Origin of the sequence: Paenibacillus violae, assembly GCF_032461945.1 — a bacterium.
GTDB classification, from domain to species: domain Bacteria; phylum Bacillota; class Bacilli; order Paenibacillales; family NBRC-103111; genus Paenibacillus_E; species Paenibacillus_E violae.
On record NZ_JAWCUD010000002.1, the window covers coordinates 239661 to 263026 of the forward strand.

At 45.6% G+C, this 23366-nt stretch carries 19 protein-coding genes; 4 read left to right on the forward strand and 15 right to left on the reverse strand.

Annotated elements, in window-relative coordinates; all coding sequences use genetic code 11:
* Nucleotides 1-30 precede the first annotated feature (30 nt).
* The 4 genes from yjfF to RQP52_RS08140 form a co-directional block, all read right to left on the reverse strand.
* Nucleotides 31-1002: a galactofuranose ABC transporter, permease protein YjfF gene (yjfF, locus tag RQP52_RS08125; protein WP_315950722.1), complete on the reverse strand. Its 972-nt coding sequence runs from the start codon at nucleotides 1000-1002 to the stop codon at nucleotides 31-33.
* A complete protein-coding gene (locus RQP52_RS08130) occupies nucleotides 992-2023 on the reverse strand; it encodes an ABC transporter permease (RefSeq protein WP_315950723.1) in 1032 nt (343 codons plus the stop codon). Before RQP52_RS08130 ends, yjfF begins: the two co-directional genes overlap by 11 nt.
* A gap of 5 nt (nucleotides 2024-2028) precedes the next feature.
* Complete coding sequence (locus tag RQP52_RS08135) at nucleotides 2029-3537, reverse strand: sugar ABC transporter ATP-binding protein (RefSeq protein WP_315950724.1); 1509 nt, start codon at nucleotides 3535-3537, stop codon at nucleotides 2029-2031.
* 81 nt (nucleotides 3538-3618) lie between these two features.
* On the reverse strand, nucleotides 3619-4653 hold the full coding sequence (locus tag RQP52_RS08140) for an ABC transporter substrate-binding protein (protein ID WP_315950725.1): 1035 nt from the start codon (nucleotides 4651-4653) through the stop codon (nucleotides 3619-3621).
* Between the two features lie 264 nt (nucleotides 4654-4917).
* On the opposite strand from RQP52_RS08140, the gene RQP52_RS08145 reads away from it, so the two are divergent.
* From RQP52_RS08145 to RQP52_RS08155, 3 genes are read left to right on the forward strand one after another with little or no spacing between them, the layout of a single operon-like run.
* Nucleotides 4918-6729 (forward strand): sensor histidine kinase, encoded by a 1812-nt coding sequence (locus tag RQP52_RS08145; protein ID WP_315950726.1) that lies wholly within the window; start codon nucleotides 4918-4920, stop codon nucleotides 6727-6729.
* Nucleotides 6726-8375, forward strand: a complete 1650-nt coding sequence (locus RQP52_RS08150) for a response regulator (protein WP_315950727.1) — start codon at nucleotides 6726-6728, stop codon at nucleotides 8373-8375. Before RQP52_RS08145 ends, RQP52_RS08150 begins: the two co-directional genes overlap by 4 nt.
* Nucleotides 8359-9333 carry a sugar ABC transporter substrate-binding protein gene (locus RQP52_RS08155; protein WP_315950728.1) on the forward strand — a complete coding sequence of 325 codons (975 nt, stop codon included), beginning with the start codon at nucleotides 8359-8361 and terminating at the stop codon, nucleotides 9331-9333. Before RQP52_RS08150 ends, RQP52_RS08155 begins: the two co-directional genes overlap by 17 nt.
* A gap of 123 nt (nucleotides 9334-9456) precedes the next feature.
* Here the strand turns inward: RQP52_RS08155 and RQP52_RS08160 are convergent, their stop codons facing one another.
* The 7 genes from RQP52_RS08160 to RQP52_RS08190 all read right to left on the reverse strand — a co-directional run bounded on the left by RQP52_RS08160 (nucleotide 9457) and on the right by RQP52_RS08190 (nucleotide 18765).
* Nucleotides 9457-10959 carry a cohesin domain-containing protein gene (locus tag RQP52_RS08160; protein ID WP_315950729.1) on the reverse strand — a complete coding sequence of 501 codons (1503 nt, stop codon included), beginning with the start codon at nucleotides 10957-10959 and terminating at the stop codon, nucleotides 9457-9459.
* A gap of 26 nt (nucleotides 10960-10985) precedes the next feature.
* Nucleotides 10986-14960, reverse strand: a complete 3975-nt coding sequence (locus RQP52_RS08165) for a beta-L-arabinofuranosidase domain-containing protein (protein WP_315950730.1) — start codon at nucleotides 14958-14960, stop codon at nucleotides 10986-10988.
* A 6-nt stretch (nucleotides 14961-14966) separates the two neighbouring features.
* Nucleotides 14967-15227, reverse strand: a complete 261-nt coding sequence (locus RQP52_RS08170; protein ID WP_315950731.1) for a hypothetical protein — start codon at nucleotides 15225-15227, stop codon at nucleotides 14967-14969.
* Nucleotides 15228-15257: 30 nt separating this feature from the next.
* The gene (locus tag RQP52_RS08175; protein ID WP_315950732.1) at nucleotides 15258-15620 is read right to left on the reverse strand and encodes a SurA N-terminal domain-containing protein; all 363 of its coding nucleotides are present in this window, start codon (nucleotides 15618-15620) and stop codon (nucleotides 15258-15260) included.
* A 640-nt stretch (nucleotides 15621-16260) separates the two neighbouring features.
* Nucleotides 16261-16914, reverse strand: a complete 654-nt coding sequence (locus tag RQP52_RS08180; protein WP_315950733.1) for an MBL fold metallo-hydrolase — start codon at nucleotides 16912-16914, stop codon at nucleotides 16261-16263.
* 28 nt (nucleotides 16915-16942) lie between these two features.
* Complete coding sequence (locus tag RQP52_RS08185) at nucleotides 16943-18154, reverse strand: multidrug efflux MFS transporter (RefSeq protein WP_315950734.1); 1212 nt, start codon at nucleotides 18152-18154, stop codon at nucleotides 16943-16945.
* Nucleotides 18155-18198: 44 nt separating this feature from the next.
* On the reverse strand, nucleotides 18199-18765 hold the full coding sequence (locus RQP52_RS08190) for a cysteine hydrolase family protein (RefSeq protein ID WP_315950735.1): 567 nt from the start codon (nucleotides 18763-18765) through the stop codon (nucleotides 18199-18201).
* Between the two features lie 110 nt (nucleotides 18766-18875).
* Between RQP52_RS08190 and RQP52_RS08195 the strand changes: the two genes are divergently transcribed.
* Nucleotides 18876-19487 carry a TetR/AcrR family transcriptional regulator gene (locus RQP52_RS08195; RefSeq protein WP_315950736.1) on the forward strand — a complete coding sequence of 204 codons (612 nt, stop codon included), beginning with the start codon at nucleotides 18876-18878 and terminating at the stop codon, nucleotides 19485-19487.
* Nucleotides 19488-19544: 57 nt separating this feature from the next.
* Here the strand turns inward: RQP52_RS08195 and RQP52_RS08200 are convergent, their stop codons facing one another.
* The 4 genes from RQP52_RS08200 to RQP52_RS08215 all read right to left on the reverse strand — a co-directional run bounded on the left by RQP52_RS08200 (nucleotide 19545) and on the right by RQP52_RS08215 (nucleotide 23207).
* Complete coding sequence (locus tag RQP52_RS08200) at nucleotides 19545-20132, reverse strand: TetR/AcrR family transcriptional regulator (protein WP_315950737.1); 588 nt, start codon at nucleotides 20130-20132, stop codon at nucleotides 19545-19547.
* Nucleotides 20133-20147: 15 nt separating this feature from the next.
* Nucleotides 20148-21059: an SDR family oxidoreductase gene (locus RQP52_RS08205; protein WP_315950738.1), complete on the reverse strand. Its 912-nt coding sequence runs from the start codon at nucleotides 21057-21059 to the stop codon at nucleotides 20148-20150.
* Between the two features lie 174 nt (nucleotides 21060-21233).
* Nucleotides 21234-22181 (reverse strand): 5,10-methylenetetrahydrofolate reductase, encoded by a 948-nt coding sequence (locus RQP52_RS08210; protein ID WP_315951488.1) that lies wholly within the window; start codon nucleotides 22179-22181, stop codon nucleotides 21234-21236.
* Between the two features lie 153 nt (nucleotides 22182-22334).
* Nucleotides 22335-23207 carry a quinone oxidoreductase family protein gene (locus RQP52_RS08215; RefSeq protein ID WP_315950739.1) on the reverse strand — a complete coding sequence of 291 codons (873 nt, stop codon included), beginning with the start codon at nucleotides 23205-23207 and terminating at the stop codon, nucleotides 22335-22337.
* Nucleotides 23208-23366: the final 159 nt, after the last annotated feature.

The window sequence follows — 23366 nt, forward strand, 5'->3', positions numbered from 1 at the left end:
ATTGCCCTTCAAAGCCTCGGGTAAAACCGATTACATGCTTTTTCTGGTAAACCAATTCCGTTCACTTAATGCCTTTTGAAGTAAAATAAATAAACAAAGCAGCATGCCGATCGCAATTTTCGTCCACCACGAACTAAGTGTTCCCTCGAAACTTACGATTGTCTGAATCACCCCTTGGATCAGAACCCCAAAGAAGGTGCCAGCGATATAACCAACTCCCCCTGTCAGAAGCGTACCGCCAATCACAACAGCAGCGATGGTATCCAACTCCATCCCCATGGCATGCAAGCCATAGCCAGAAAGCATGTAGAATGTGAATACTACACCAGCTAACGCAGAACAGAAACCACTGAACGCATATACGCCCATCTTCGTTCTAGCAACAGGCAAGCCCATCAGGATCGTCGACTGCTCGCTCCCTCCAATGGCATATGCATTGCGTCCGAAGCGCGTATAATGAGCAATGTACATGCCTATTGCAACAACAAGCAAAGCGATGATGACGCTGATCGAAATAAAGTTGCCGCCAGGCAGCGGAATTTTAGTCTGGGCTATGCTCGTGTATATCGGGTTATCGATGGTAATTGTGTTAATGCTGATCACATAACATAACCCTCGTGCTAAGAACATCCCGGCCAACGTGACGATGAAAGGTTGGATTTTGAAATAGTAGATGATAGCTCCCATTCCCCACCCGAACAGCGCGCCTAAGAGGAGTACAAGCGGAATAACAAGGACGGGAGACCAGCCTGCCTGCACCAGCGAAGCCGAGATCATGGTTGTTAAGGCGATTACAGAACCGACCGATAGATCGATCCCGCCGGAAACAATGACGAAGGTCATCCCCACAGCCGTTATCAATAAAAAGGCATTATCGATAAGCAGATTCAGCAGAACCTGCAGGGAGAAAAAACCTGCGTACCGGAAAGAACCTGCGATATACATCAAGGCGAATAAACAGATCGTTACATAGATTGGAATATATTTACGATTAAGCAACATGGCTTTTGACCTCCCGTTCGGCCGGATAATGGCGACTCTTCCAGCGGGTAACGATGGATTGGCGGAAGGCCTCAGATTGAATTAAGCAGACAGCCAGCACGACAAAAGCTTTCACGACCAGCGTAATTTCAGGCGGAACACCAATCATATAGATCGTAGTGGTCAGCGTTTGAATGATAAGTGCTCCGATCAGCGTACCGGTTAAGTAAAATCTTCCCCCATTCAGCGACGTACCGCCGATGACGACGGCAAGAATCGCGTCCAGCTCGTACCACAAACCAGCGTTGTTGCCGTCAGCGCTGGACACGTTCGAGCTCAAGATCAAACCGGCAATTCCCGCACATATGCCGCAGAACATATAGACAGCGAGCATAACCGTACGAGAGCGGATGCCCGCTAATCGGCTCGCTGTTGGTTTGCAGCCGACCGATTCAATAAACAGTCCGAGCGCTGTTTTGCGCGTCAATACAGCTGCTGCAGCAAACACGATAGCAACCAGAAAGATGGAGAACGGCAAAGTGGCTAGAGAACCTGCGCCAATATATTTGTACGTTGAGCTCGTGATGGTGATGATTTGCCCTCCCGTGATCAGCTGGGCAATCCCTCGTCCGGCGACCATCAGGATCAACGTAGCGATAATCGGTTGAATGCCCGCGTTCGCAACCAGGAAGCCGTTCCACAAACCGAGCAGCAGCGATAACACGAGTGAAATCGCAAGCGACAGCAGGAGTACGCCTACGCCGTTCTGATCACTGCTTTTGCTAATGGTTAGACAAGACAGCGCACCGGAAATGGCCACCACCGAGCCAACGGAAAGATCAATGCCTTTCGTTGCAATGACCAAGGTCATTCCTATAGCCACGAGAATGAGCGGAGATCCGAAATTCAAAATATCAATTAAACTTCCATATAAGTGCCCATCCTTCATTTGAATCGAGAAGAAACTGGGCGAATAAATGAAATTGAACACAAGCAGCACGGCTAACACGCTTACCGGCCAAAACAAATGATGCTTAACCATGTTCCTCAGCCTCCCGCTATCGCTTTCATGACATTACGTTGACTCATGTCTTCGCCAGACATCTCCATCACTTTCTTACGGTCCCGCAGTACGGCGATACGTTCGCTGACGCGAAGCACTTCTTCGAGCTCGGAAGAAATGAAGAGCACGGACATGCCCTTTTGAGACAAGGAGAGGACAAGCTTCTGAATTTCCGCTTTGGCCCCGATGTCGATACCCCGAGTTGGCTCATCCAAGATTAATAGCTTAGGATTCATGAGCAGCCATCTGGCAAGCAATACTTTCTGCTGATTGCCACCGCTCAAATTTTTGATAAGATGTTCCGGATTCGGCGGGTTAATATTCAAAGCGCGGATATATTCGTCCGCAATTTCATTCTGCCGCTTGCGGGGAATTGTATTGAACCAGCCACGAGTTGCCTGCAGGGCAAGGATGATATTTTCCCGAATGGTCAAATCGTCAATGATGCCTTCCGTTTTGCGGTTCTCGGAGCAGAAAGCGATGCCCTGGTCAATCGCTTGCCTCGGTGAGTGGATCGGATCATCCGAATTCGTGAACTTCAGCTTACCGGAATCGGCGCGATCCGCTGCAAAGAGCAACCTCGCAAACTCGGTTCTTCCGGATCCCAGAAGCCCTGCCAAACCAATGATTTCACCCTTATGAATGGTCAAATCCGTGGCTTCAATGGAGCCCTTTTTCCCCAGTGAATATGCCTCAATTAATGCCTCCGCTTTCATTCTTTGAACGTTCGCGCTTTTCGGAAGTTCCTCCAGCACATGCAGGTCCTTGCCAATCATCTTGGAAACCAAATCTATGCGGGAGAGCTTCTCAGCCATATACTCTCCAACAAATTCTCCATTACGAAGAATGGTTATTCGATCTGAGATTTCATACACTTGATCAATAAAATGCGTCACAAATAGAATCGCTAAGCCTTCCTTTTTCAGTCTCGTCATGACGGTAAATAGCTGCATAACTTCTCCTCGGTCCAGACTGGACGTAGGCTCATCCAAGATAAGCACCTTAGCGGAAATACTGACAGCTCTCGCAATCGCAATTAATTGCTGCACAGCGACCGAATAGTGATGCAAAGGCAGTGTCACATCAATTTCCAAGTTCATTCTTTTCTTCAGCAGATCCACAGCATCCAGGTTCATTTTCTTCCATAAAATACGACCGAAGCGACGTGGCTCGCGGCCAATAAACATATTTTCCGCTACAGAAAGGTTCGGACACAGGTTGACCTCCTGGTACACCGTGCTGATACCCGCATGCTGCGCATCCAAAGGACTGTTGATCTTGATAGGTTTCTGATCCATTTCTACGTAACCTTGGTCAATGGCATATACACCGGTGAGAACTTTAATCAAGGTTGATTTTCCAGCCCCGTTCTCTCCCATCAGAGCGTGAACTTCACCGGGGAACAACTGGAAGTTAACACCTGACAGCGCTTTGACACCTGGAAATTGTTTGTGAATATCCGACATTTGCAAGATCGGCTGACGTTCACTCATCGAAGGACTCCTCTCCATATAGAGAAAAGCCACTCCACCGGCTACTTGTATGGAGTGGCTTTCTTCTTTTCTCTTTAGTTGTTAATACTGGCGGTCAGCAAGAACTTTCTTCGCGTCTTCCGAAGTAAACACGCCCTCTTTGGTTACGATACGTTTCTCGATTTGCTTGCCGGCAATCACATCATTGACAGCTTGCATCAATTGAGGTCCAAGTAATGGGTTACATTCTACGATAAAGTTGATTTTACCTTCGCTTGCAGCTGTCATACCGTCTTTAACCGCATCTACGGAAATAATGGTAATGTCTTGACCTGGTTTGAGGCCAGCTGCTTCAATCGCTTGAATGGCTCCAAGCGCCATATCGTCATTATGGGCATATAGTACATCGATATCTTTATGAGCTTTCAGGAACGCCTGCATAACTTCTTTTCCTTTTGCCCGAGTGAAATCGCCTGTTTGCGAGGCAATGACTTTCAAGTGAGAGTTTCCTTTGATCTCTTCAGCAAAACCGGCTTTGCGATCATTAGCCGGAGCGGAACCTGTTGTTCCTTGAAGCTCAACTATGTTCACATCTTCCTTCGCATCCTTGAACTTATCGGCAACCCATTTGCCTGCTTTCTTGCCTTCTTCTACGAAATCAGAGCCAATAAAAGTTACATACAAAGAGGTATCCTTGGAATCAACCGCACGGTCTGTCAGAATGACCGGGATTTTTGCGTCCTTTGCTTCTTTCAACACCGTATCCCAACCGGACTCAACAACCGGCGAGAAAGCAATAACGTCCACTTTTTGTTGAATGTAAGTACGAATAGCTTTGATTTGATTCTCTTGCTTCTGCTGTGCATCGGAGAATTTCAAATCAAAACCGGCGTCTTTGGCTGAATCCTGAATCGACTTCGTATTCGCTGTTCGCCATCCGCTTTCCGCTCCAACCTGAGCAAAACCAAGCGAGATTTTCTTCCCTGCCGCCGGTGTTGCTGGCGCTGCAGTAGCTCCTGCGTTTGCTGCTGGAGCCGTTGTGCTTGATCCTGTGGTAGCGCTGTTCCCGCAAGCTGCTGAAAGCAGCATTAGACAGGAAGCCACAACGAGAACCCCCATTTTTTTCGTAATAATCATGTTTTTTCCTCCCCATCGTTCACCTCTTGTTCGGTGTGACCTCATTATAAAACGCTTTCACGTGCCTTTTATACGGAGTTTCACGCTCATTTCTTGTAAATTTTTTAGTGATTTACCCTGACTTTTTCGAGAAAAGTTTGTTTTTATAAGAGTAAATTGTTATTTGTGGTTGTATGTATACGTTACCATTTCCGCATGCAACACAATTTGTTATAGTAAGATAGAGGCAACTATCTCCGCATTAGAAAGGTTACTTAACCATTTATGAGATTAATCCAATGGATTTCCTCGAGCTTGCAAACCAAATTGCTCACCATGTTTATCATTCTGACTTGTATTCCTCTGATTGCGGTTGGACTTATCTCCTACCAGAAATCATTTAAAACGGTTTTCAATAACAGTAAAGCAGCCGCCATGCTTTCCGCAGATCAGCTTGCCCGTGATCTGGATACGCAATTTATTGATACGAGAAAGCTGCTTGAGATTAGCAAAAACACACAAGTGCTTCGATTCTTATTCTCCCAAGAAGATACATACGAGGATACCAAACAAATCCTAAGAACCATGGATTCCTACAGGCAAACGTACCAATATGATAGCGTTCTCAATATAACCATGATTAACTTGTACGGCCGTGGCATTAGTGAGAGGAAGGGGTTGTTCCAGCTTGAGAAAAATCCACTGCGCAACCAGCACTTGACTCATTTGACTAAAAATCCGGATGAGGTCTTGATTGTCCCTCCTTCCGAAGCCTCAACGCTGGACAGAATCGACGGTTTTCAGTATAGCAACACGAATGTGATTTCTATTATGGCCGCTGTGAAACAACAAATTACACACGAAGTCATTGGCTTTATCGTCATTGACGTCGATGATAAAGTGGTCACACAATTTTGCGATAACGTTACGATCGGTCAGACAGGGTTCTACTTTGTTGTCGATTCATCGGGCACCCCTATCTTTAAGCCATCAACGTTAAAAGCAACTGTCAAACTTCCGCTCCCCTCAGACTTAACACACATTCTTAACGGAACTGACACGAATTACATCGACTCAACCGAAGGCAAACCGAAATTCGTCTACGTAGCTCCTTCGCTGATGACAGGCTGGAGTATCGTAGGCTACGTGCCGCTTCAAGAAATTGTTGAAGAAGCAAATTCGATTCGACAGCTCATCATCATTACGGTTGTGTTAAGTTTTATCTTTGCCGTATCCCTTCATTTTTTCATTTCAAACCGCTTGATCCACCCTCTTCACCTTTTAAAAAGTAAAATGCAGCTTGCCGCTTCCGGATACCTGGAAGCCAAAGTCGTTCCCAAAGGCAATGATGAAGTGGCCTTATTGGGTAAAAGCTTTAACATCATGCTTAGCAAAATCCGCAAACTGCTCGAACAAAGCATTAAGGAGCAAGAGGAAATTAAAAAATCGGAATTACGAGCTTTGCAAGCGCAAATTAATCCCCACTTCTTGTACAACACACTGGATTCCATCGTTTGGATGGCAGAAGCGGGCAAGAATAATCAAGTCATTCAGTTGGTGCAATCACTATCCAAGCTGTTCCGAATTTCTTTAAGCAAAGGCAGAGACTGGATTATCATTAATAAAGAAGTCGAGCACGTGCATAGTTATTTAGTCATTCAACAAATGCGCTACCGCGATATTTTGGATTATGAGATTCAGATTGACTCCCGGTTAAACCCGTATCCGATCTTGAAAATGATCCTGCAGCCCATTGTAGAAAACGCTTTATATCACGGTTTAAAAAACAAGCGAAGGAAAGGCATGATTCGCATCAGCGGCCTGATAGAGAACGAGGAAGATATTGTACTGACGGTGGAAGATGACGGGATCGGAATGTCGCCGGAGAAGCTTGAACAGATGCGTGAGTATTTAGCGAACGATCAACTTCCAGAGCAAACCGGCAATGAAGTATCCGGAGGGTTCGGCCTGCATAATGTACAACAAAGAATTAAACTATATTACGGGGACAAATATGGTGTAAGGATCGACAGTATTCAAAACGAGGGAACGACCGTTTCCATTCGAATCCCCCTGACAGGAGGTAACATGCCATGAAAAAAGTACTGCTAGTTGACGATGAAATTTTAATTCGCGAAACGATTCGTGATACGATCCAATGGGAACAAGAGGGATTTATTTACTGTGGTGATGCTTCCGACGGTGAAGTTGCGCTGCCGATGATCGAACAGTATCAGCCTGATATTCTCATTACGGACATTAAGATGCCCTTCATGGATGGCTTGGAACTCAGTTCCTTTGTTAGGAGAAATTCACCGGATATCAAGATTGTCATCTTGAGCGGGCATGGGGATTTCGAATATGCGCGAACAGCTCTGCGTTTGGGCGTAGAAGAATATTGCACGAAGCCGATCAGCTCAGCGGATTTGCTCCAAACCCTACGTCAAGTGAGCGACAAGATCGATGCAGCGCGTCTGGAGAAATTGGAGATCGAGCAATTGAAGCTGGAAGAGAAAAAGCAAACCGGTTTATCGCAAAGTAAGCTGCTGAACGATTTATGCAGCGGATTTATTACAACGTCGGAAGCCGTTCATTTGAGTTCTAAACTGAACCTGAATCTTCTCTCCCGTTACTATGTTGTGGTAACCGCAGACTTCCGCAAACTAGCTCCTTCCGATTCTGCACCGGATGGCATCTCTGAGGATATGAAGCAAGCCGAGCATCTGTTGAATCTTAAGCTTGAAGGGAACAACCACTTGGTGTTCAAGCGAAGTAAGACGGAATGCGTATGGATACTGAAGTATGAATCGCAAGAGCAAATTAAACAAGCACTAGAAACGGTTCAGCAGGTGCAAAATCAGTCCATGGAGCATCTCTCCTACTCGATTTCCGTTGGCATCGGAAGTGTTCAAGACCGGATGCAGGGCATTCATGTTTCTTTCCTGGAAGCGATGGAAGACATGCACTGGCGCCGTTTATCTCGTCAGAATCGCCATGCGATGCTGGAGTCCAGAAACGGTTCTTTTGAACAGTCTCTCTTCTTAGACCGGGCAAAGTTTGTAGAATTTCTGAAGATCGGCTCTCCTGCACATGCAGATACCTTTATTCATTCTTTCGCTTCCACTCTTCAGCATACGGAATGGCACTCTTCGCTTATCGGCTACTATATTTTAAACGATTTGACGTTGGAAGTATTTCGATCAGCGAGGGATTCTTACCCCAACATAGCAAACTTCGACATGACCCTTCAGGAATTGCAGAAAACTATTGAATTAATAAGGACCCTGGATGAATCGCGCACCTACTTAATCAGATTAGCTGAACAATATTGGCAATGGCGTTCCGAAGCATCTGACAAACATGGGGATATGCTGATTAAAGTGAAAAAATACATCCACGAGCATTATGATAAAGATTATTTTTCTCTGCAAGACGCTGCTGATCATGTCAATTTAAGCTCAGGCCATTTAAGTAAAGTGTTCAGCCAGGAAAATGGCCAAACCTTCATCGAATACTTAACGCAAACAAGAATTCGCAAAGCGATGGAACTGCTTCAGACGACGCAGGCCAAATCCTATGAGATTGCCTTCCTTGTTGGCTATAACGATGCTCATTACTTTTCAAACCTGTTTAAGCGAGTAACGGGTATGACAACAAGAGAATTTCGCAAAAGCGGCCAGCTGAGCAAAGACCTGCCTGCTTCTGAGAGAGAGGAGCATAAGGGCTTTGTCAGTTACTCTTAAGAAATCCCTTCTCTTGTTCGTGTTTTTCTCACTATTTACAACCGTGGGCTGTTCGGATGCTAATTCTTCACCTGGTTCCTTATTCGCTACGGTAACCCCTTCACCACAAAAGAGTGAACGTCCTCCCGCATATACATTCGGGATTATATATCCAATGGCGCATTCTTTTTATGAAGTCATTACGCAACTTGCCGAGAAGACGGCTGCTTCCAATTCCGTTCAGTTAATTGTCAAAGCGCCGGAAGAGATTAGTTTAGAACAGCAGATACGCATGATGGAAACCATGATAAAACAAAAGGTAGACGGTATTGCGATTGCTCCTATTGACCCAGATGCACTTGTTCCTGCAATCAATAAAGCTGTGGAAGCCGGTATTCCTGTTGTTTGTTTCGAAACCGACGCCCCCTTAAGCCGCCGCCTTTCCTATATTGGTCCAGATCATTACAAAGGCGGGGCTTTAATGGGTGAAGTCGTCAGCAAGCTCATGAAAGGCAAAGGCATGGTGCTTGTTGAATCAGGCATATCTAATACACCTATTCAGAAAAACCGGCTTTCCGGCATGCTCGACTACTTGACTCGTAATACGGCTATTCAAGTGCTTGAAGTGGGATATAATGAGGGCTCCTCCGACAAGGCACTGTCTGACATGGAGCGTATGATCGATGACCACCCGCACTTTGACACGCTCATTACGCTTGATATTTTATCCAGCTCGGCTTCGATCCTGTTATGGAAAGCCAAAGGCTTGAAGCGGAATGCTCTGTCCTTCGGGATGATGCCCAATGTGAAACAAGCCCTTATCAACGGTCAAATTACCTCTGTTATCTCTCAGAATGAACAAGTATGGGGCGATTATATTATCGGACAATTGCTGCGTGCAGCACGTGGTGAAGCGATACCTGTCTATATGGATACCGGCAATAAAGAAATGACAAAAGATTCTCTTGCATTGAAATAAAAAGAACCCTTCCGGTCATGAACGGCTGGAAGGGTTCTTTTCTGTATGAACGAGTAGATTCGTTGATGCAAAGAAAAAACTGCCCCAGCTATTACACCGCTGGGACAGCCTCTTATTATTTGTTTATTCTTCCGTCAGCCACTCGTCGATAATCATTCTAGCAACTACTGCCAGATCTTGAATGTCAATCGAACCGGAATTGTTCATATCTGCTTTCTCAATTTGACTCCAGTTCGCGTCTGTCGAAGTAGTTCCGTAGTACTTAGCGATCATGGACAAGTCATTAATCGTAATTTTCGTTGCGCCAGGCACCAACGTAATGATGCTGTTCGAGAACACCTGCAGCGCTGAAGCCAATTCATCTTTCGCAGCATCCACTTGGGCTTGAGTTGCGGAAGCGTTATCGAATACAGCTTTTGCACGTGTAACCGCTGCCTGTAAAGTCGCTTTGGATTCACTTGCATATTGACCAACCTTCGTACCAACGACAACAGCATCGAGCTTGCTCTGAGCGCTGACCAGCAATGCGCCAAGGGCTTCTTTGTCTGCGTGACCTGGTTCAGGATCGGTTGAAGTGATCACCGAGTTAATGAATGTTCTTAATGCTGCGTCTAAGCTGCTCAGAGCTGATTGCACTTTCGCTTCCGTTGCTGCCGCATTGTCACGAACAACTTTCGCGTCGTTGATAGCGAGCTGCAACGTTTGTTTGGAACCGCTTGGATATTGACCGATATGAGTTCCCTCAACAGCCGCATCATGCTGGCTTTGAGCCGATGCAATCAGAGTGCTTAACGCTTCTTTATCCAAAACATGAATTTGAAGCGACAAGGAAGCTCCATCCAGATCTACATTAGTACCGTTTGAAGATACGGCGGCATCAGACACATAAACATTCGTCGTGACGGATGTGGCTACTTGGTTAGCCTTTGCATGCAGGCTAATTAAATCACCGCCGGCTACCTCATTCCCTGATCCAATACTGGACATCAGGATTAAAACTTGACCTTTTTCCGGCTTCACTCCTGTGACGAGCACCTTGAAGTTCTCTTTCAGCGAACCGATCGACGTCTCCGCCAAAGAGACAAGTCCATTATCCGTCACTGTTTCAAAATGCAACAGATTCGGATCATAATTCAATACGACATTCAAAATAGAGAATGCAGAGGATTGATTACTTACTCCCAGCTTCAAGTCGACAGGCTGACCGCCTAGGACAGAAGATGGTCCTGTCAATGTTGCCGACGGTGATCCCGTACTTGCGAGTTGGAAGCTTCCGGCATATGGAAGTGCTACGCCTTCACCGCCGATTTTGAACGTATACGCCCCCCCCAACCAACCGTTTGGCGAGTACGCAAAAGTAAAATGGCCACCTTCTCCACTGCTGGTTTGGTTCAAATACTCGAGTTGTCCTTGAGGATTGTTGACCATTATCGTGACATCTTTCCCCTTACCAAGACTGATTTCTCCATGAAAAGTGACCTTTTGTGTTGTTTGATCTACCGCAGTTTCTACGTAATTGATCTCAGCCGTTGCTCCAGCTGCTGCTGCTTTTGGCGCAGGAATAATTGCCAGCATACAGATGAGCATTGCCAGAGTTGCGACAACAGAAATGATTCTTTTAGACACACGTTCCCCTCCTTCTCGATAACTCATTACTGATTAAGTTTGAAATAAGCATGATAGGCAAAATTATAAGCGGTGTACATAGGCACTAACGTAACTCCGTTCGTTGTAAAATTCAGCGGTGTGCCGGCCACTGGTGTGATAGATTGTGAAAGATCAGATTCGTTCAAATTCAAGTTGATAAACTTCGTGCTGCTGCTTTTGCCAACCATGAGAAGCGGACCATAGAATATGCTGCCCATCGCAGGATCGTCCGGCGTTTTTTCTACACGTAAGCTATACGGCATGGAAATTTCAATCTTGTCGTTGTTTGCCCATACTTTACTTAGCGTGACATACGTGCTTGGTGTTGCCGTAATCGTTTGCTCAACCCCATTTACCTTGACTGTGAAGACTTTAACAGCCCAGTAAGGTACGCGAAGCTTAATATCCAGCTGACCGCTGCCTTTTACAGTAAGCGTACTGCCTTCCTCACTTGGGAAGTTCGTTGTTTGCACAACGGATATTCCTTTTTCAGCCCAATTCAAGGTGGATGGCATATACAAATTGACGTATAAAGATTTCTTATCGCTGGAGCGGAAATAAATGGAGTCTTGGTATTTGGTTTGGCTTTCCAAGCCCGTTCCTGCACAGCAGGTAAAGCTGGTACGGCCGTATCCCTTCGTGCTTCCCGGACCTAATGGCATGAAGTAAACAACACCATTGTTGGAAGCGCTTTGATCTTTGGAAGGAAGAATACCGTTATACAGCCCTCGCTCATAATAGTCCATATATTTGGCATCCGGATTGTGGAAGAATAACTCTCTAGTTAGTTTCAGCATGTTATATGTTGCACAATCCTCGGCTTGACTGTTTTTGCTGGTGCCGCCTTCCAGAATGTAGGAAGCAATTTTGTCCGATTCCTTGAACAACTCGCCTACACCACTGCCGCCATTACTGAATTGACGATGATTCGTCACCATGCCCCAGAAATTTTGAGCTACTTTATAGTAGGAAGGGTCATTCGTTTGATCGTATACTTTCAAAGCTCCAATAATTTGTGGTATATGCTGGTTAGCGTGAATGCCGTTTAATGTGTCTTGATTATTTGCTGTTGGCGTAAATAACTTTGAATTATCAAACAGTTTGGCTGTTGCTAAATATTTGCTGTTCCCTGTAATTGCACTAATCTCTGCTAAAGTTTCGTTCATGCCGCCAAACTCGCCGGCGATGTATCTGCCCCACATGCTGTTTAATGTGGTTTGCGGCAATTTGCTCAATCGGCCATCCACCCAATCCGACATTTTCACTAGGATGCTCAAAGCTTTAGCATTTCCAGTAGCCTTGTAACTGTCCAGTAAGCCCGCCATGATTTTGTGCAATGTGTAGTATGGAGCCCAGATCGTATTAAAATCAGTCTCGGTACCGTTGTACATAGCACCATTCTCTAATAAAATGAATTGCCATTCGCCATAGGCACTAAGATATCCTGGAGAGTTATTCCCTACTAAAGCAGGATTGCTTTTTCCGAGATTCGATTTCTCCATACTATTAGGTTGAGTGGCCAATGCATCCTGAACTTTCGCTAATTCATCGATCATGTAGTCGATTTTCGTTTTCCATTTCGCCTCGCCGCTGCTGGCATAAGCTTGAGCAAAAGCAGACAAGAAATGCCCCGTCGAGTGACCTCTTAATTTGCCCGCTGCCGAATCCCAGCCTCCCATTGCTGTGGCTCCTTTGGTATCAAGCCCCGCAGCTGCCCGGAAGGCATACAGCAATTTATCCAAGTTGTATCCATCCAGATACAAATATTCACTGTCTCTTAGCTTTGTAAAAATACTGTCCTGCAATGTCACATCACTTAAACCAAATGGCTGTACGACAAGGTTGGCCTCACCCGGCGTTGAGGTCACGTCTGCGCTGATGGATTTACTCCACGCACTGACACCTGAGGTGTTCTTAGCTCTCACCGCATAGGTATGCTTGGAGCCATAGAGCAATCCCTGATGGATAAATGGACTTGTGATATTACTAATGGTTGTGCCGTCCACTTCCAGGTCATAGCTTGCTGCCTCAGGAGATGGCTGCCATGCAATCTCAATTTGTGGAATAGTCGATGACGGGGACGTTGTCATTCCTACAGGAACCCCTGGTGCGCTTGTCAATTCTGCTGCGCCACTAAGAGGCTGCAAATGGGAAGTTTGCAAATCCGTGCCATCCCAGACAAGTACTTTGGCTGTATAACCTGTTACATTAGCAGGTAAAGTAAGGTTTGTGGATAAGGTGACAGGTGCACCATGCGTCACACTTTTGCTCACTTGTGATTTGTCGACCAATTTACCGGCAGCATCATAAAGCGCTAGCGTTACCAAAGAAGAAACAGCTGCACTGCCCTTATTCGTCCCTGTTACAGTAGCCGTAAGCGTTTGGCTGCCCTGCAAACTGCTCATATTGAACTCTGAATGGAAGCTCAGTGTTCTCACTTTAATGTGGGCAACAGCTTTGATGCCCGTTCCTTCAACCGTCCCTTGCACGGTGAAAGAACCTTCAGCCGCATAATCCGCCGGGTTCATATCATCCCATTTTACGCTCAGCTGTCTTGTCGTTTCCTCGTCATTATAGACCGCAATGACACTACTCGGCAGGACTGGCGCCGTGCCAATAACCGTATCGACATTTACGTCTTCAATACTGCTTAATGTCAACACGAATGGTTCTTCCAACACCGTCACGATGAAGGTTTTCGTATCACTCGCGTTCCCGTTTTTAATCGTGGCTGTCAGATTCACTACAGCATTGCCTGACCGAGGCGTTGGTCGAATGACCGTACCATCATGACCGATCACACTGGTATTGCTAGATTGCCAAGTAATAACAGAACCGTTGCGTCCTTCCGTTGGCAAATCCAAATTCTTGGTCACTGCGCTAATGTTCCCCAAACTAATAGCATCCTTATCTAACTGCAGTTTCTGTTGGTCGGATAATTGAGCGAGAACAACAGCTTCGAAAACTTTAGAATCGTGTGCTGCTCCTTTCGTCACAGTTGCCGTTAACGTAACGGCTGCGTCCGACTGACCTGGAGCAGGACGAGTGACTTTGCCATCCTTCGCAATCACATTTGTATTGCTGGATTGCCATGTAATATCGGAACCGTACGGCCCTTTGGTTATTAATGAGAGATCTGTGTCTACTGTTCTAAGGTTAACTCCTGCAAGAAGGGCGGCCATATCAGCTGCCACTAATTCGCTGTCCGGCTTATTGATTAACCCGGCAACCTCGGAAGCATCCAGCGCTCTATTATAAATACGAAAATCGGAGAACAAAGCGTTGATTGTCGGATCAGCAAATTGGCCTTTCCCAATATAGTTCGCCGTCGTTGCGCCAAGACTGGATGGATTCAAAGTCAACGAGGTGTTCTCCCCGACCTTCAACCCATTTTCATAAAGAGTAACCGTATGCCCATTTAAAACAACAGTTACATGTTTCCAAATATTTGTCGTTAATGCAGTGCCTTTTTGCGCCTTCTCTTCATTGGACCAACCGCTCGTCGTAATACCGAAAGCCAGGCCTTTTGCTCCGTCGTTATTCCCGGTAGGCGTTAAATACATGTAGCTGGTCGTGTTGCCGGAACCAAAATCGAAAATACGCATGTAACTCGTTGTCGCACGCATATTCACCCAGGTTGATATTGTAAAATTGGTAACACCATTTAGTATCCCGTTTGGCAGTTTGACATTAGCACCCGATGCACTCGTTCCACCGCTCAAGCTAATCGCTTTCCCCTGCTCCCAATCCGTAAAGCTATACGTTTCTCCTGCTGCTGTTGAATTGTTGCCTTTTCCTGAAGCATCTTTAATCACATTTCCGCTCACATCATCAAACTTATACCACGCAATTAATCCGTCCGTCGTTCCAGCAGCATGAGCAGTAGGCGTGATATCCGTAAAACCAAGCAGCAAATTCACGGCAAAAATAACAAGAATATTAACAATAGAAACCGTTCGCTTCAATGAGTAGGTTATCATTGTTGTTTAGCTTCCTCCTTTTGGGGAAATCATTTGGATCCCCGGTAACGATATCGCAATATTAGCTTTGGAGCGAAGTTCTTCAAACCAGGGCTCCATGAGATCAAGAATTTCTTTATTCACCAATTCATCTCGAATTTCAGCAATAACTTGCGCTTCACTTTTAGTATTGGACGCCGTATCATGCGACATGTGCTCTGCATAATGCGCTTTTACTTCATTGTCGTCAACCGTCACGCGAGGCTCCAGCAGTTTACGAATATACAACTGAGTTCTGAGCTCCGTACGCAGTGATTGCTACGTATAACCGTCCTTCTTGAGATTTTCCACAAATTCATCTTCCGTGGCATAAGAAGTTCGGACTTTATCGAAGGAGGCTTGAAACTCACTTTCGGTCACAACCACCCCCTCCGCTTTGGACTCTTTCATAATTAAGTCCTCTAAAATGAGTTTCTCCAGTATTTTCGGACCTTCGTAATCGACAAGCGCTTTATATAGCTGATCTTGGCTAATTTTTACACCATCTACAGTGGCAACAGGTATGTCACGCCCTTTATATAGGAAGACAATCAATAACGTCGTAATAAACAACACAATCGATACGATCGATAATCCTTTCCACAGCGCCACATGCTGATTCTCTTTCCTGGTAGCAGCCAAAGTAAATTCCCCCTTCTCGAGAGCAGAACCTCCTCTCCTGCAGTAATACTTTAACCTTATTTTTGCTAAAATTATAAAAAATTCCTTTAATGCACATAGCGATGGATGTGGGTAGTTGTAGCTTGCCAACGTAGATGTTTGTTCATGCTTAAGTACAGCAATCCAAGTGAATGTTGACTTGATGTGGTAGTGGATCTTTACATAGAAGGATAGGAAATAGCTCTGAGGATTATGGATATGGTTATAAAACACTGAATTTTTACATAGGTAGTATATAGAATGCGCTTACATTAAAACATTCAAAAGTTTTTGGTTTTGTGGACTTTTCTTGTCTTACCTTTAAATAGTCCACTCAACTAAAAAATGTCCACCTTACTTGTCCCCGTTAATCGTCTACAAGCGATCGTGCAAGCATTGGAAAACTCCCTCCCTCCTGCTTCTTCGCTAACCTATGGCGTATGTTTTAACCAATTCTAGGAAAAATGAGTTTAAAACTCAATGGAATATTTTATTTCGAAAATTGATTCTTTTTAGAACAAAAAAAGCCGCAACGGTGCGACTTTTAAGTTCATAAGCTATAGAGAAATCATTCGTTCCTGGTAATTATAAACTTTCACTTTTTCAGTTTGTTTTTATGTGGCTACCCTTCATACTGCATCGTTACGATGCCTGCGAATTGAGTGAGGTTTTCCTTTGACACTTGCAAAGTCTTCACATCTGTCCTGTGCGTTCCCGCAGCCTCAATAAACTTATCTACCTTTGCAAAAACAAGTCTTCCGAGAATGCCTAATGCTTTTGTACGATAATGCATCGGGATGGCAACAGTCGCCTGCAATTGGTGCATCACTTGAACAGCCTCCGCGCCGTCAAGCGTCATTTTTCCACCTACAGGAACGATGAGAATGTCCACTTTGCCGATTTCCCGGACTTGCTCCTCGGTAAGAAGATGTCCCAGATCACCACAATGACAGATCGTCAGTCCATCTATTTTGAATCGAAAAATAAGATTAGGCCCTCGTTTTTTGCCATTCACCTTGTCGTGGAACGTCTTGAATCCGTCGATGCTCACATCGCCGCGGCTATATGATTTCTGCTCCTTCACCAGCAAATAATCACCCGAAGCAGCTTGCACTTTGTTGTGATCAGCATGATCGTGCGTAACGACAACTATATCGGATTCAATCGGAACCGGCATGCGATAACCAAGAAATTTATAGTACGGATCGATGAGAATTCTCGTTCCCGATTCAGAAGTCAGCAGGAAAGATGAATGACCAAACCATTTAATCTTCATAAGAACAAACCCCTTTGATTACTCAATTTTACTGGATAATTGTCAGTTTTCTTCTGGCCTGAATCTTTTTATACACGTTAAAATAGACCCAGCCCGCATTGATCAGCAGCAAGGCACCCGTGACGAGAAATACATATCTACTGCCTAACCAAGCCGCTACCTGTCCGCCTAAAATAGCACCTGCAAAAACGCCTAAATAACCTGCCGACATGGTAAAACCGAAAACTCTGCCGGTTATCGCGGAAGGTGTGATTTTCTTGATCAATATATTGACCGTGGGGGTCAAACCTGCTGCCGTGAGCCCTAACAAAAAGCGAAGAATCATCAGCTCCCAGGGATTGGTTACGAAAGCTTGAGGAATGAAAATGATGCCAGCCGCAATCAGTGAAATCAACATCACTTTGTGCGCCCCTATGCGATCGGACAGCTTTCCCAGCCTTGGTGCAGCAAAGATATTCGCCAATCCCGATGCTGAGAATGTAAGCCCCGCAATCAAAGCTACATGGTTAAGATGATCGGTCAGCTGGGAAATATAGACCGTGAGAATCGGTTCAACGGAATAAAGCGCCACGGTTAAAATAAAAAAGGTAACAAACATCGTTATCGTCAGGCTCTTCTCAGGAATAAGCGTCCAAATTTCCTTGGCACTTTGCACTTGTCTGTCTTCGCGCGTGAATGTTTCTTTCACGAACATGGCCGTCGTAATGAAAGCAAGCAGCATCAGCCCACCTGTGATAAAAAAGACATTTTGCATGCCGAAATTCTCTACGAGAAATCCGCCTATGAGGGGTCCTAGCAATGAACCTGCAATGCTTGCCGTTGACAAGGTAGCTAATGCGTAACCTGCGTGGTCCTTCTCTGTTTGCGTAGCAATTAACGTGGTGCAGGCCGTCCCATACCCGGTTATTATGCCCTGCAACAATCGCAGCCCGATCAACACATACACATTGGGGGCAAAGCCCATGCTGCCAATCACGAGAGCCATCCCTAAACTTGCTCGCAATAACATGGGTTTCCGCCCAAATCTGTCCGCCGCTGCCCCCCAAATAGGTGAGAAAATAGCGGAAATAATAAAAGTAATCCCAAAGGCAATGCCCGAATATTGGGCAATTAAACTCGATTGACTTACACCTAGATGTTGGATAAAAAGCGGCAAAACAGGCGCAATCTGACTCATGCCCACGCCTGTTACAAACATGCCAAACCAGCAAACAATTAAATTTCTTTTCCAAATTGGCATCGAAACCAGCCTTCTTTCCATCTTCCTGCTGCTGTGTTTGTTTCTTATTGTGCTCCTAAAGAATGGATCCAAGCCTCTGTCGTCAGAACTTCTGCTTGACGAGGGAATACCTTCTCAACGAGAACCCGATGCACCTCGGGATCACCATCCAGGCAAGCATCTGCAAGAACTTTCAGCTGATAATCACGATCCGCCGCTTCTCGCAAAGTCGACAGAACGACACCGCTTGTAGCAATTCCAGTAAGAATCAAGGTGTCAATTTGAAGGGACCGGAGGATGATCTCCAGATCGCTGCCGGAGAATGCGCTGACGCGCAGCTTCGTAACGATAGGCTCACCTGGCTCGGGCTTTACAGAGTCATGAATTTGCGTCGCAATATCTGTGGTCGTCATGCCGCCGTATTGCGAAATTCTTGCCGCCATATTATTGCGCGGGTTAAGCTCAGGGTAACCTTCACGAAACGCAATTCGCACATAGATAACCGGGATGTCGTTCTTGCGTGCAGCTTCGATCGCTTTCTGGAACGGAATCAGATCCTCTTCTGCGAAACGAGAGGCGATACCATTCTGTAAATCCATGATCAACAAAGAGCTTTTGTCGTTATTCGGCATGTATTGAACACTCCTATTCCTTATGATACTATTAAACGGAGACCTCTCCATTTATGATAAACGGAGACCTCTCCACTTGTCAAGATAACGAATAGGAAGTGATGATGATCATGTTTGATTCAGAAACACCCCCTCGTACGGAACGCCGCGACGCTGCGGAGAATCGCCAGCGCATCTTGGAAGCGGCTTATCGCTTATTCGATCAGAATGGCGTCGAACAAGTTAGTATGAACCAGATTGCCGCAGAAGCACAGATCGGTCCAGGTACGCTCTATCGCCGCTATCGCAACAAGGGTGAGCTGTGTCTGGATTTAATGAAAGAGAACATCGTTCTCCTCTTCGAAAATATTGAAGCGTATATGCAGGAAAACCGCTCAGCACCGCCAAGCCAAAGATTAAATGGTCTTCTAGAGTTGTTTATGGCTTTCAGGGAGAAGAAATCCCAATTGCTTAAAGGCGTTGAGGATTCCGCTTCAACGAATCGAAATCGAGCTCGAACGCAGAGTCCTCTGTATCTCGAATTGCAGCAGCTGTTGGTCGAGCTTTTCGACGAAATTGCATTATCCAGCGGGCAGCAGCCCCAGCCTAACCATATTTTCAAGGCGGATATGCTTCTCATGGCTTTAAGCAGTGAATCTTATTCGTTTCAAAAAGAAGAGCGCGGCTATTCACCGGAGTCGTTCTTGGAACAAATCCGATTAACGTTTCATTTGTTTCCTTGAGTGGGACCAAACAAACGAAAAACCCTCACCACGATATGGCGAGGGTTTCTCTAACAATCAGGTCAAGAGCTTGATCAACCGGTTCACTTCCCGCTGCCAATACCCCTTACCCGCATGAGTCTCTTGTATCATTAACCCAGTGACAACGGAAAAATAAAGGAAGAGCATTTGTCGTGGTTCACCTTCTCCAAATTCACCAAGTTCCTGCCCTTTTTCAAAGATTGGAACTAACAAATCCATCGTATCCTGGGGACGATACCGCGAAATTGCTAACTTAGCTTGCTCCGGCACGCCTTCCGCAGTTTGAGCTTGCTGAATAAGCAAGAAATAGTGCTTGTTGGTGTCGTCCAACATGCTCCATGTCAGCGCTTTGAATTGTTCTAGTGGAGTTCCGGGAAGTATCGGTACGTTACGTATCGATGTTTGTGCCTCTTCTACAGCATCCTGAACGAGGAGTGTGAACAGTTCTTCTTTGGACTGAAAATAACGGTACGTAAGACCTTGGCTGATTTGGGCTTCCGCAGCAATCATGCTGATCTTCGTGCCGGCAATTCCCTTGCTTGCGAACACTTTAAGCGCAGCCTTTTTTATTTGCTCTCGCCTTTCATCGTTCTTGCTCTCCGTTGTGTGATTCGTTTGCGACATCTTAGTGACTCTCCTCTATCCTAATTTCAAATGCTGAGTTTGAAACTCGCTGACTTCCCATAGCTTCTGTGCTATTTCCCCGCTAAGGGCAGCAGCCGAAGGAATCGCTGCCTTCATATCCATATAGTACTTACCGCTCTCTCCACTAATGTCATTCGAATCCGCAAGCCAGACGAGCGTCTCTGCTCCTTTTTCCACTGGCCGGGAGAATCGTTTCATGACCGCCATCGTCATCCGGGCCAGCAAGCCGTTATCCTGATTAAAATTAGTCGTGACAAGCCCCGGATCAAAGCAGTTCGCGACCACTCCGGTTCCCTCAAGGAGACGGGCCAATTCTGTCGTGAACAAAATATTTGCTAACTTCGTCTCTCCATACCGGAAATTGGCCCCTCCCAATAGGACTTGAGGGAAACTATAGCGCTTCTCAGCGGTTAAATCATCAAAAACAATGCCTGTTTTCGCCATCTTATGCCCATGGGAAGACGTGGTAATGATTCGTGCTTGACCGCTCATCTTCAGCCGATCAAGGAGTAGTGTCGTTAGCAGGAAGGGTGCGAGATGGTTGACCGCCCAAGTTTTCTCAATACCGTCTCGGGTCAAGATCCGCTTCACGAACATCGCACCTGCGTTGTTAACCAGCACGTCAATCCGGGGACACCGCGTCAAAATTTCGGAAGCTGCGCTGCGAATCGACAGCTGATCGGTAAGGTCTGCCAGAAAGACGTCTACTTTCGTTTGGCCTCCAGTCAACTTCTGGATCTGTTCGACAGTCTCGTTCCCCTTAACTTGGCTTCGCGCCACGATTCCCAAATCTGCTCCTCGAACCGCCAGTTCCTTGGCTGCCGCAAGCCCGATACCGCTAGTCGCTCCTGTAATAAGCACATATTTCCCCGACACACTCCACGGCTTGGTTTTCAATTGCTCCATCACGATCTGACTCCTTTCGGATGAATGAATCGTTCATTCATTTTTATTTCATCATATTCCCATATTCAGGAAATGTCAATCGGGAACACGCATGATTCTTGATAAATTAAAAGAAGCAATCCTGCCGCGGCAGAACTGCTCCCTGTTGCGTTATAAAACGTTAACCTCACGTTACTAGATCGAAGTCAGCACGTTTCTTTTCAATTTTTTGTCCAACATAGATCTTATATCTCTGACGAGTTGAACAGATGCCTCGATCTCAACTTTTCTTGTCGAGACACTTTCAACACTACAACCAATCGGAATCCCTTTTTCCAATGCAAACTCTAAAATCTCTTCAAAGATGCCTAGTGACAATCTGATCGATTTGTCCAGTACATCTTTTGAATACAGCAATTCATTCTCTAGCCATGTCGGAATGCTGATTCCTAACCATTTCATGAATTCTAATGTTTTTTCGGAACCGCACGGCGCGAGATTGAACAGAATTGGCACCATTTCTAATCCATTATTTGTATAGTAATAATAGTAATCCGATAAGAAATTTTTCGATGCCTCCACATTATAGGTGGCTTGCGAGACGAAAAAGGAACATCCATTTTGCGTCTTATGATTCACTCTTAAGTGCTCATCATTCTTTTTCATGTGCCTTTCAGGAATGACGACTCCCCCAAAAGTTAAATTGTTATTTAATCTCTTGCTTAAATCATAAGCATCAGAAAGTTCCAAATTAATCTCTTGTTTACTGGAAGAAGCACCCACATAAACAGAGTATCGATCCTGTTCCATATCGGCTTTTACCCAATTCACGAATTGTTCTTCGCTGTACCTGCCGACGCAACGATATATAATTTGGGGAACTCGCAATTGATTTAAATACTCATCGCTATAGGTTGCAGGATCCATCGTTGGCAAATACGGGAAGGGTCTTTCTTGTTCAACTCGATCCGTTTCTTCCTGAACATCATACAAAATTAATGCATCTATATCGAGGTCATTTATTCTTTCAACTTGTTTCCGTGCAATCTCAGCTACCTTATCTGAGGTATTCGTTATCTTCGGAGGCGTCATGCCATAGGTCAAAATGCCCGCCTCTTTACTTTGTATTTTCTCTTTTAGCATATTCAACATTACCCTCCAGAACTATGATACCCCATGCCTCAATTTCGCTATAACTGTAATGATAGCATTGACTATCCTGGAAAAGGTAACTTTTTATTCCTATATCCTGTTATAGCTTTAAACTATAACAAGAAGCTCGCAAAGCCCTAGCAACTACCCTCCGACTTTCAGCAAAAGTTTACCCACCGTGTTCTTCTCCTCAAGAAGCTCATGAGCTTCGGAAGCTTTCTCCAAAGGGAAGACTCCGAATATTTCCGCCCTGATCTGGCCTTTTGCCATCAGAGTTAGCGCTTCTTTCGCCGATTTACCAACTTCAGCAGGAGCAGATTGGCTATATGCCCCGATATTAAACCCTTTCATGGATTTGTTAGAAAACCAAATATCGTTAGAAGATTGCGGGACATCCTCTGTGCCGCTAGCATTTCCGAGCATTACGATTTGTCCCATTGGACGCAACAGTTCTTGGCTAAGAATACGCATATCGCCGCCTACCGGGTCCAGAACGATATCGACATTGCGTGGACCTATCATCTTATTGATTGGCTCAATGAAATCAGATCGTATCAACAGCTCATCGTAACTTAAAGAAGTGGCTAGCTTTGTCTTTTCAATACTCCCGACTGTGCCAAAGACCTTGCCTGCTCCGGAAACTTTCGCCATTTGTCCCAAGAAGCTGCCCAGCCCCCCTGCTGCCGCGTGAACTAACACGTTTTCTCCTGCTCGCATTCTGGCTACGTTCCTGATTGTCATGTAGGCCGTCGTCAGGTTGACGATAGCTGCGGCAGCCGATGCCATATCAAGCTCCCCTCCCAATTGATCCAAAGGGACTGTCAACTCCGGCTTTACCTGGGCTACCGACGCATATCCGCCCATTTCCATTAGTGTCATCGCTGCTACCGGCTGTCCGATGTAGAAGCCTTTCACGCCTTCTCCTATTGCTTTAACGTACCCCGATACCTCGAGTCCAGGTACAACCGGCATAGGGATAAGAGACCCAAATTCCCCTCGGCGCAGCAGGACATCCACATATCCAATTCACACATAGGCAACATTAATGGTGAGCATGCCTGGTGCTGGTTGGAGTTCCGGCAGCTCCCTCACGACAAGGTCTGCAGCCTCACACGGTCGATCGATCACAATAGCTTTCATATAAAAAACCTCCTTCGGTTGACTATGAACTCAGTA

Coding starts and splice junctions, on each gene's coding strand:
- RQP52_RS08135 (WP_315950724.1), bottom strand. CDS start 3,537: ATGAGTGAACGTCAGCCGATCTTGCAAATGTCGGATATTCACAAACAA.
- RQP52_RS08165 (WP_315950730.1), bottom strand. CDS start 14,960: ATGATAACCTACTCATTGAAGCGAACGGTTTCTATTGTTAATATTCTT.
- RQP52_RS08195 (WP_315950736.1), top strand. CDS start 18,876: ATGTTTGATTCAGAAACACCCCCTCGTACGGAACGCCGCGACGCTGCG.
- RQP52_RS08145 (WP_315950726.1), top strand. CDS start 4,918: ATGAGATTAATCCAATGGATTTCCTCGAGCTTGCAAACCAAATTGCTC.
- yjfF (WP_315950722.1), bottom strand. CDS start 1,002: ATGTTGCTTAATCGTAAATATATTCCAATCTATGTAACGATCTGTTTA.
- RQP52_RS08210 (WP_315951488.1), bottom strand. CDS start 22,181: ATGCTAAAAGAGAAAATACAAAGTAAAGAGGCGGGCATTTTGACCTAT.
- RQP52_RS08200 (WP_315950737.1), bottom strand. CDS start 20,132: ATGTCGCAAACGAATCACACAACGGAGAGCAAGAACGATGAAAGGCGA.
- RQP52_RS08185 (WP_315950734.1), bottom strand. CDS start 18,154: ATGCCAATTTGGAAAAGAAATTTAATTGTTTGCTGGTTTGGCATGTTT.
- RQP52_RS08140 (WP_315950725.1), bottom strand. CDS start 4,653: ATGATTATTACGAAAAAAATGGGGGTTCTCGTTGTGGCTTCCTGTCTA.
- RQP52_RS08205 (WP_315950738.1), bottom strand. CDS start 21,059: ATGGAGCAATTGAAAACCAAGCCGTGGAGTGTGTCGGGGAAATATGTG.
- RQP52_RS08150 (WP_315950727.1), top strand. CDS start 6,726: ATGAAAAAAGTACTGCTAGTTGACGATGAAATTTTAATTCGCGAAACG.
- RQP52_RS08130 (WP_315950723.1), bottom strand. CDS start 2,023: ATGGTTAAGCATCATTTGTTTTGGCCGGTAAGCGTGTTAGCCGTGCTG.
- RQP52_RS08180 (WP_315950733.1), bottom strand. CDS start 16,914: ATGAAGATTAAATGGTTTGGTCATTCATCTTTCCTGCTGACTTCTGAA.
- RQP52_RS08190 (WP_315950735.1), bottom strand. CDS start 18,765: ATGCCGAATAACGACAAAAGCTCTTTGTTGATCATGGATTTACAGAAT.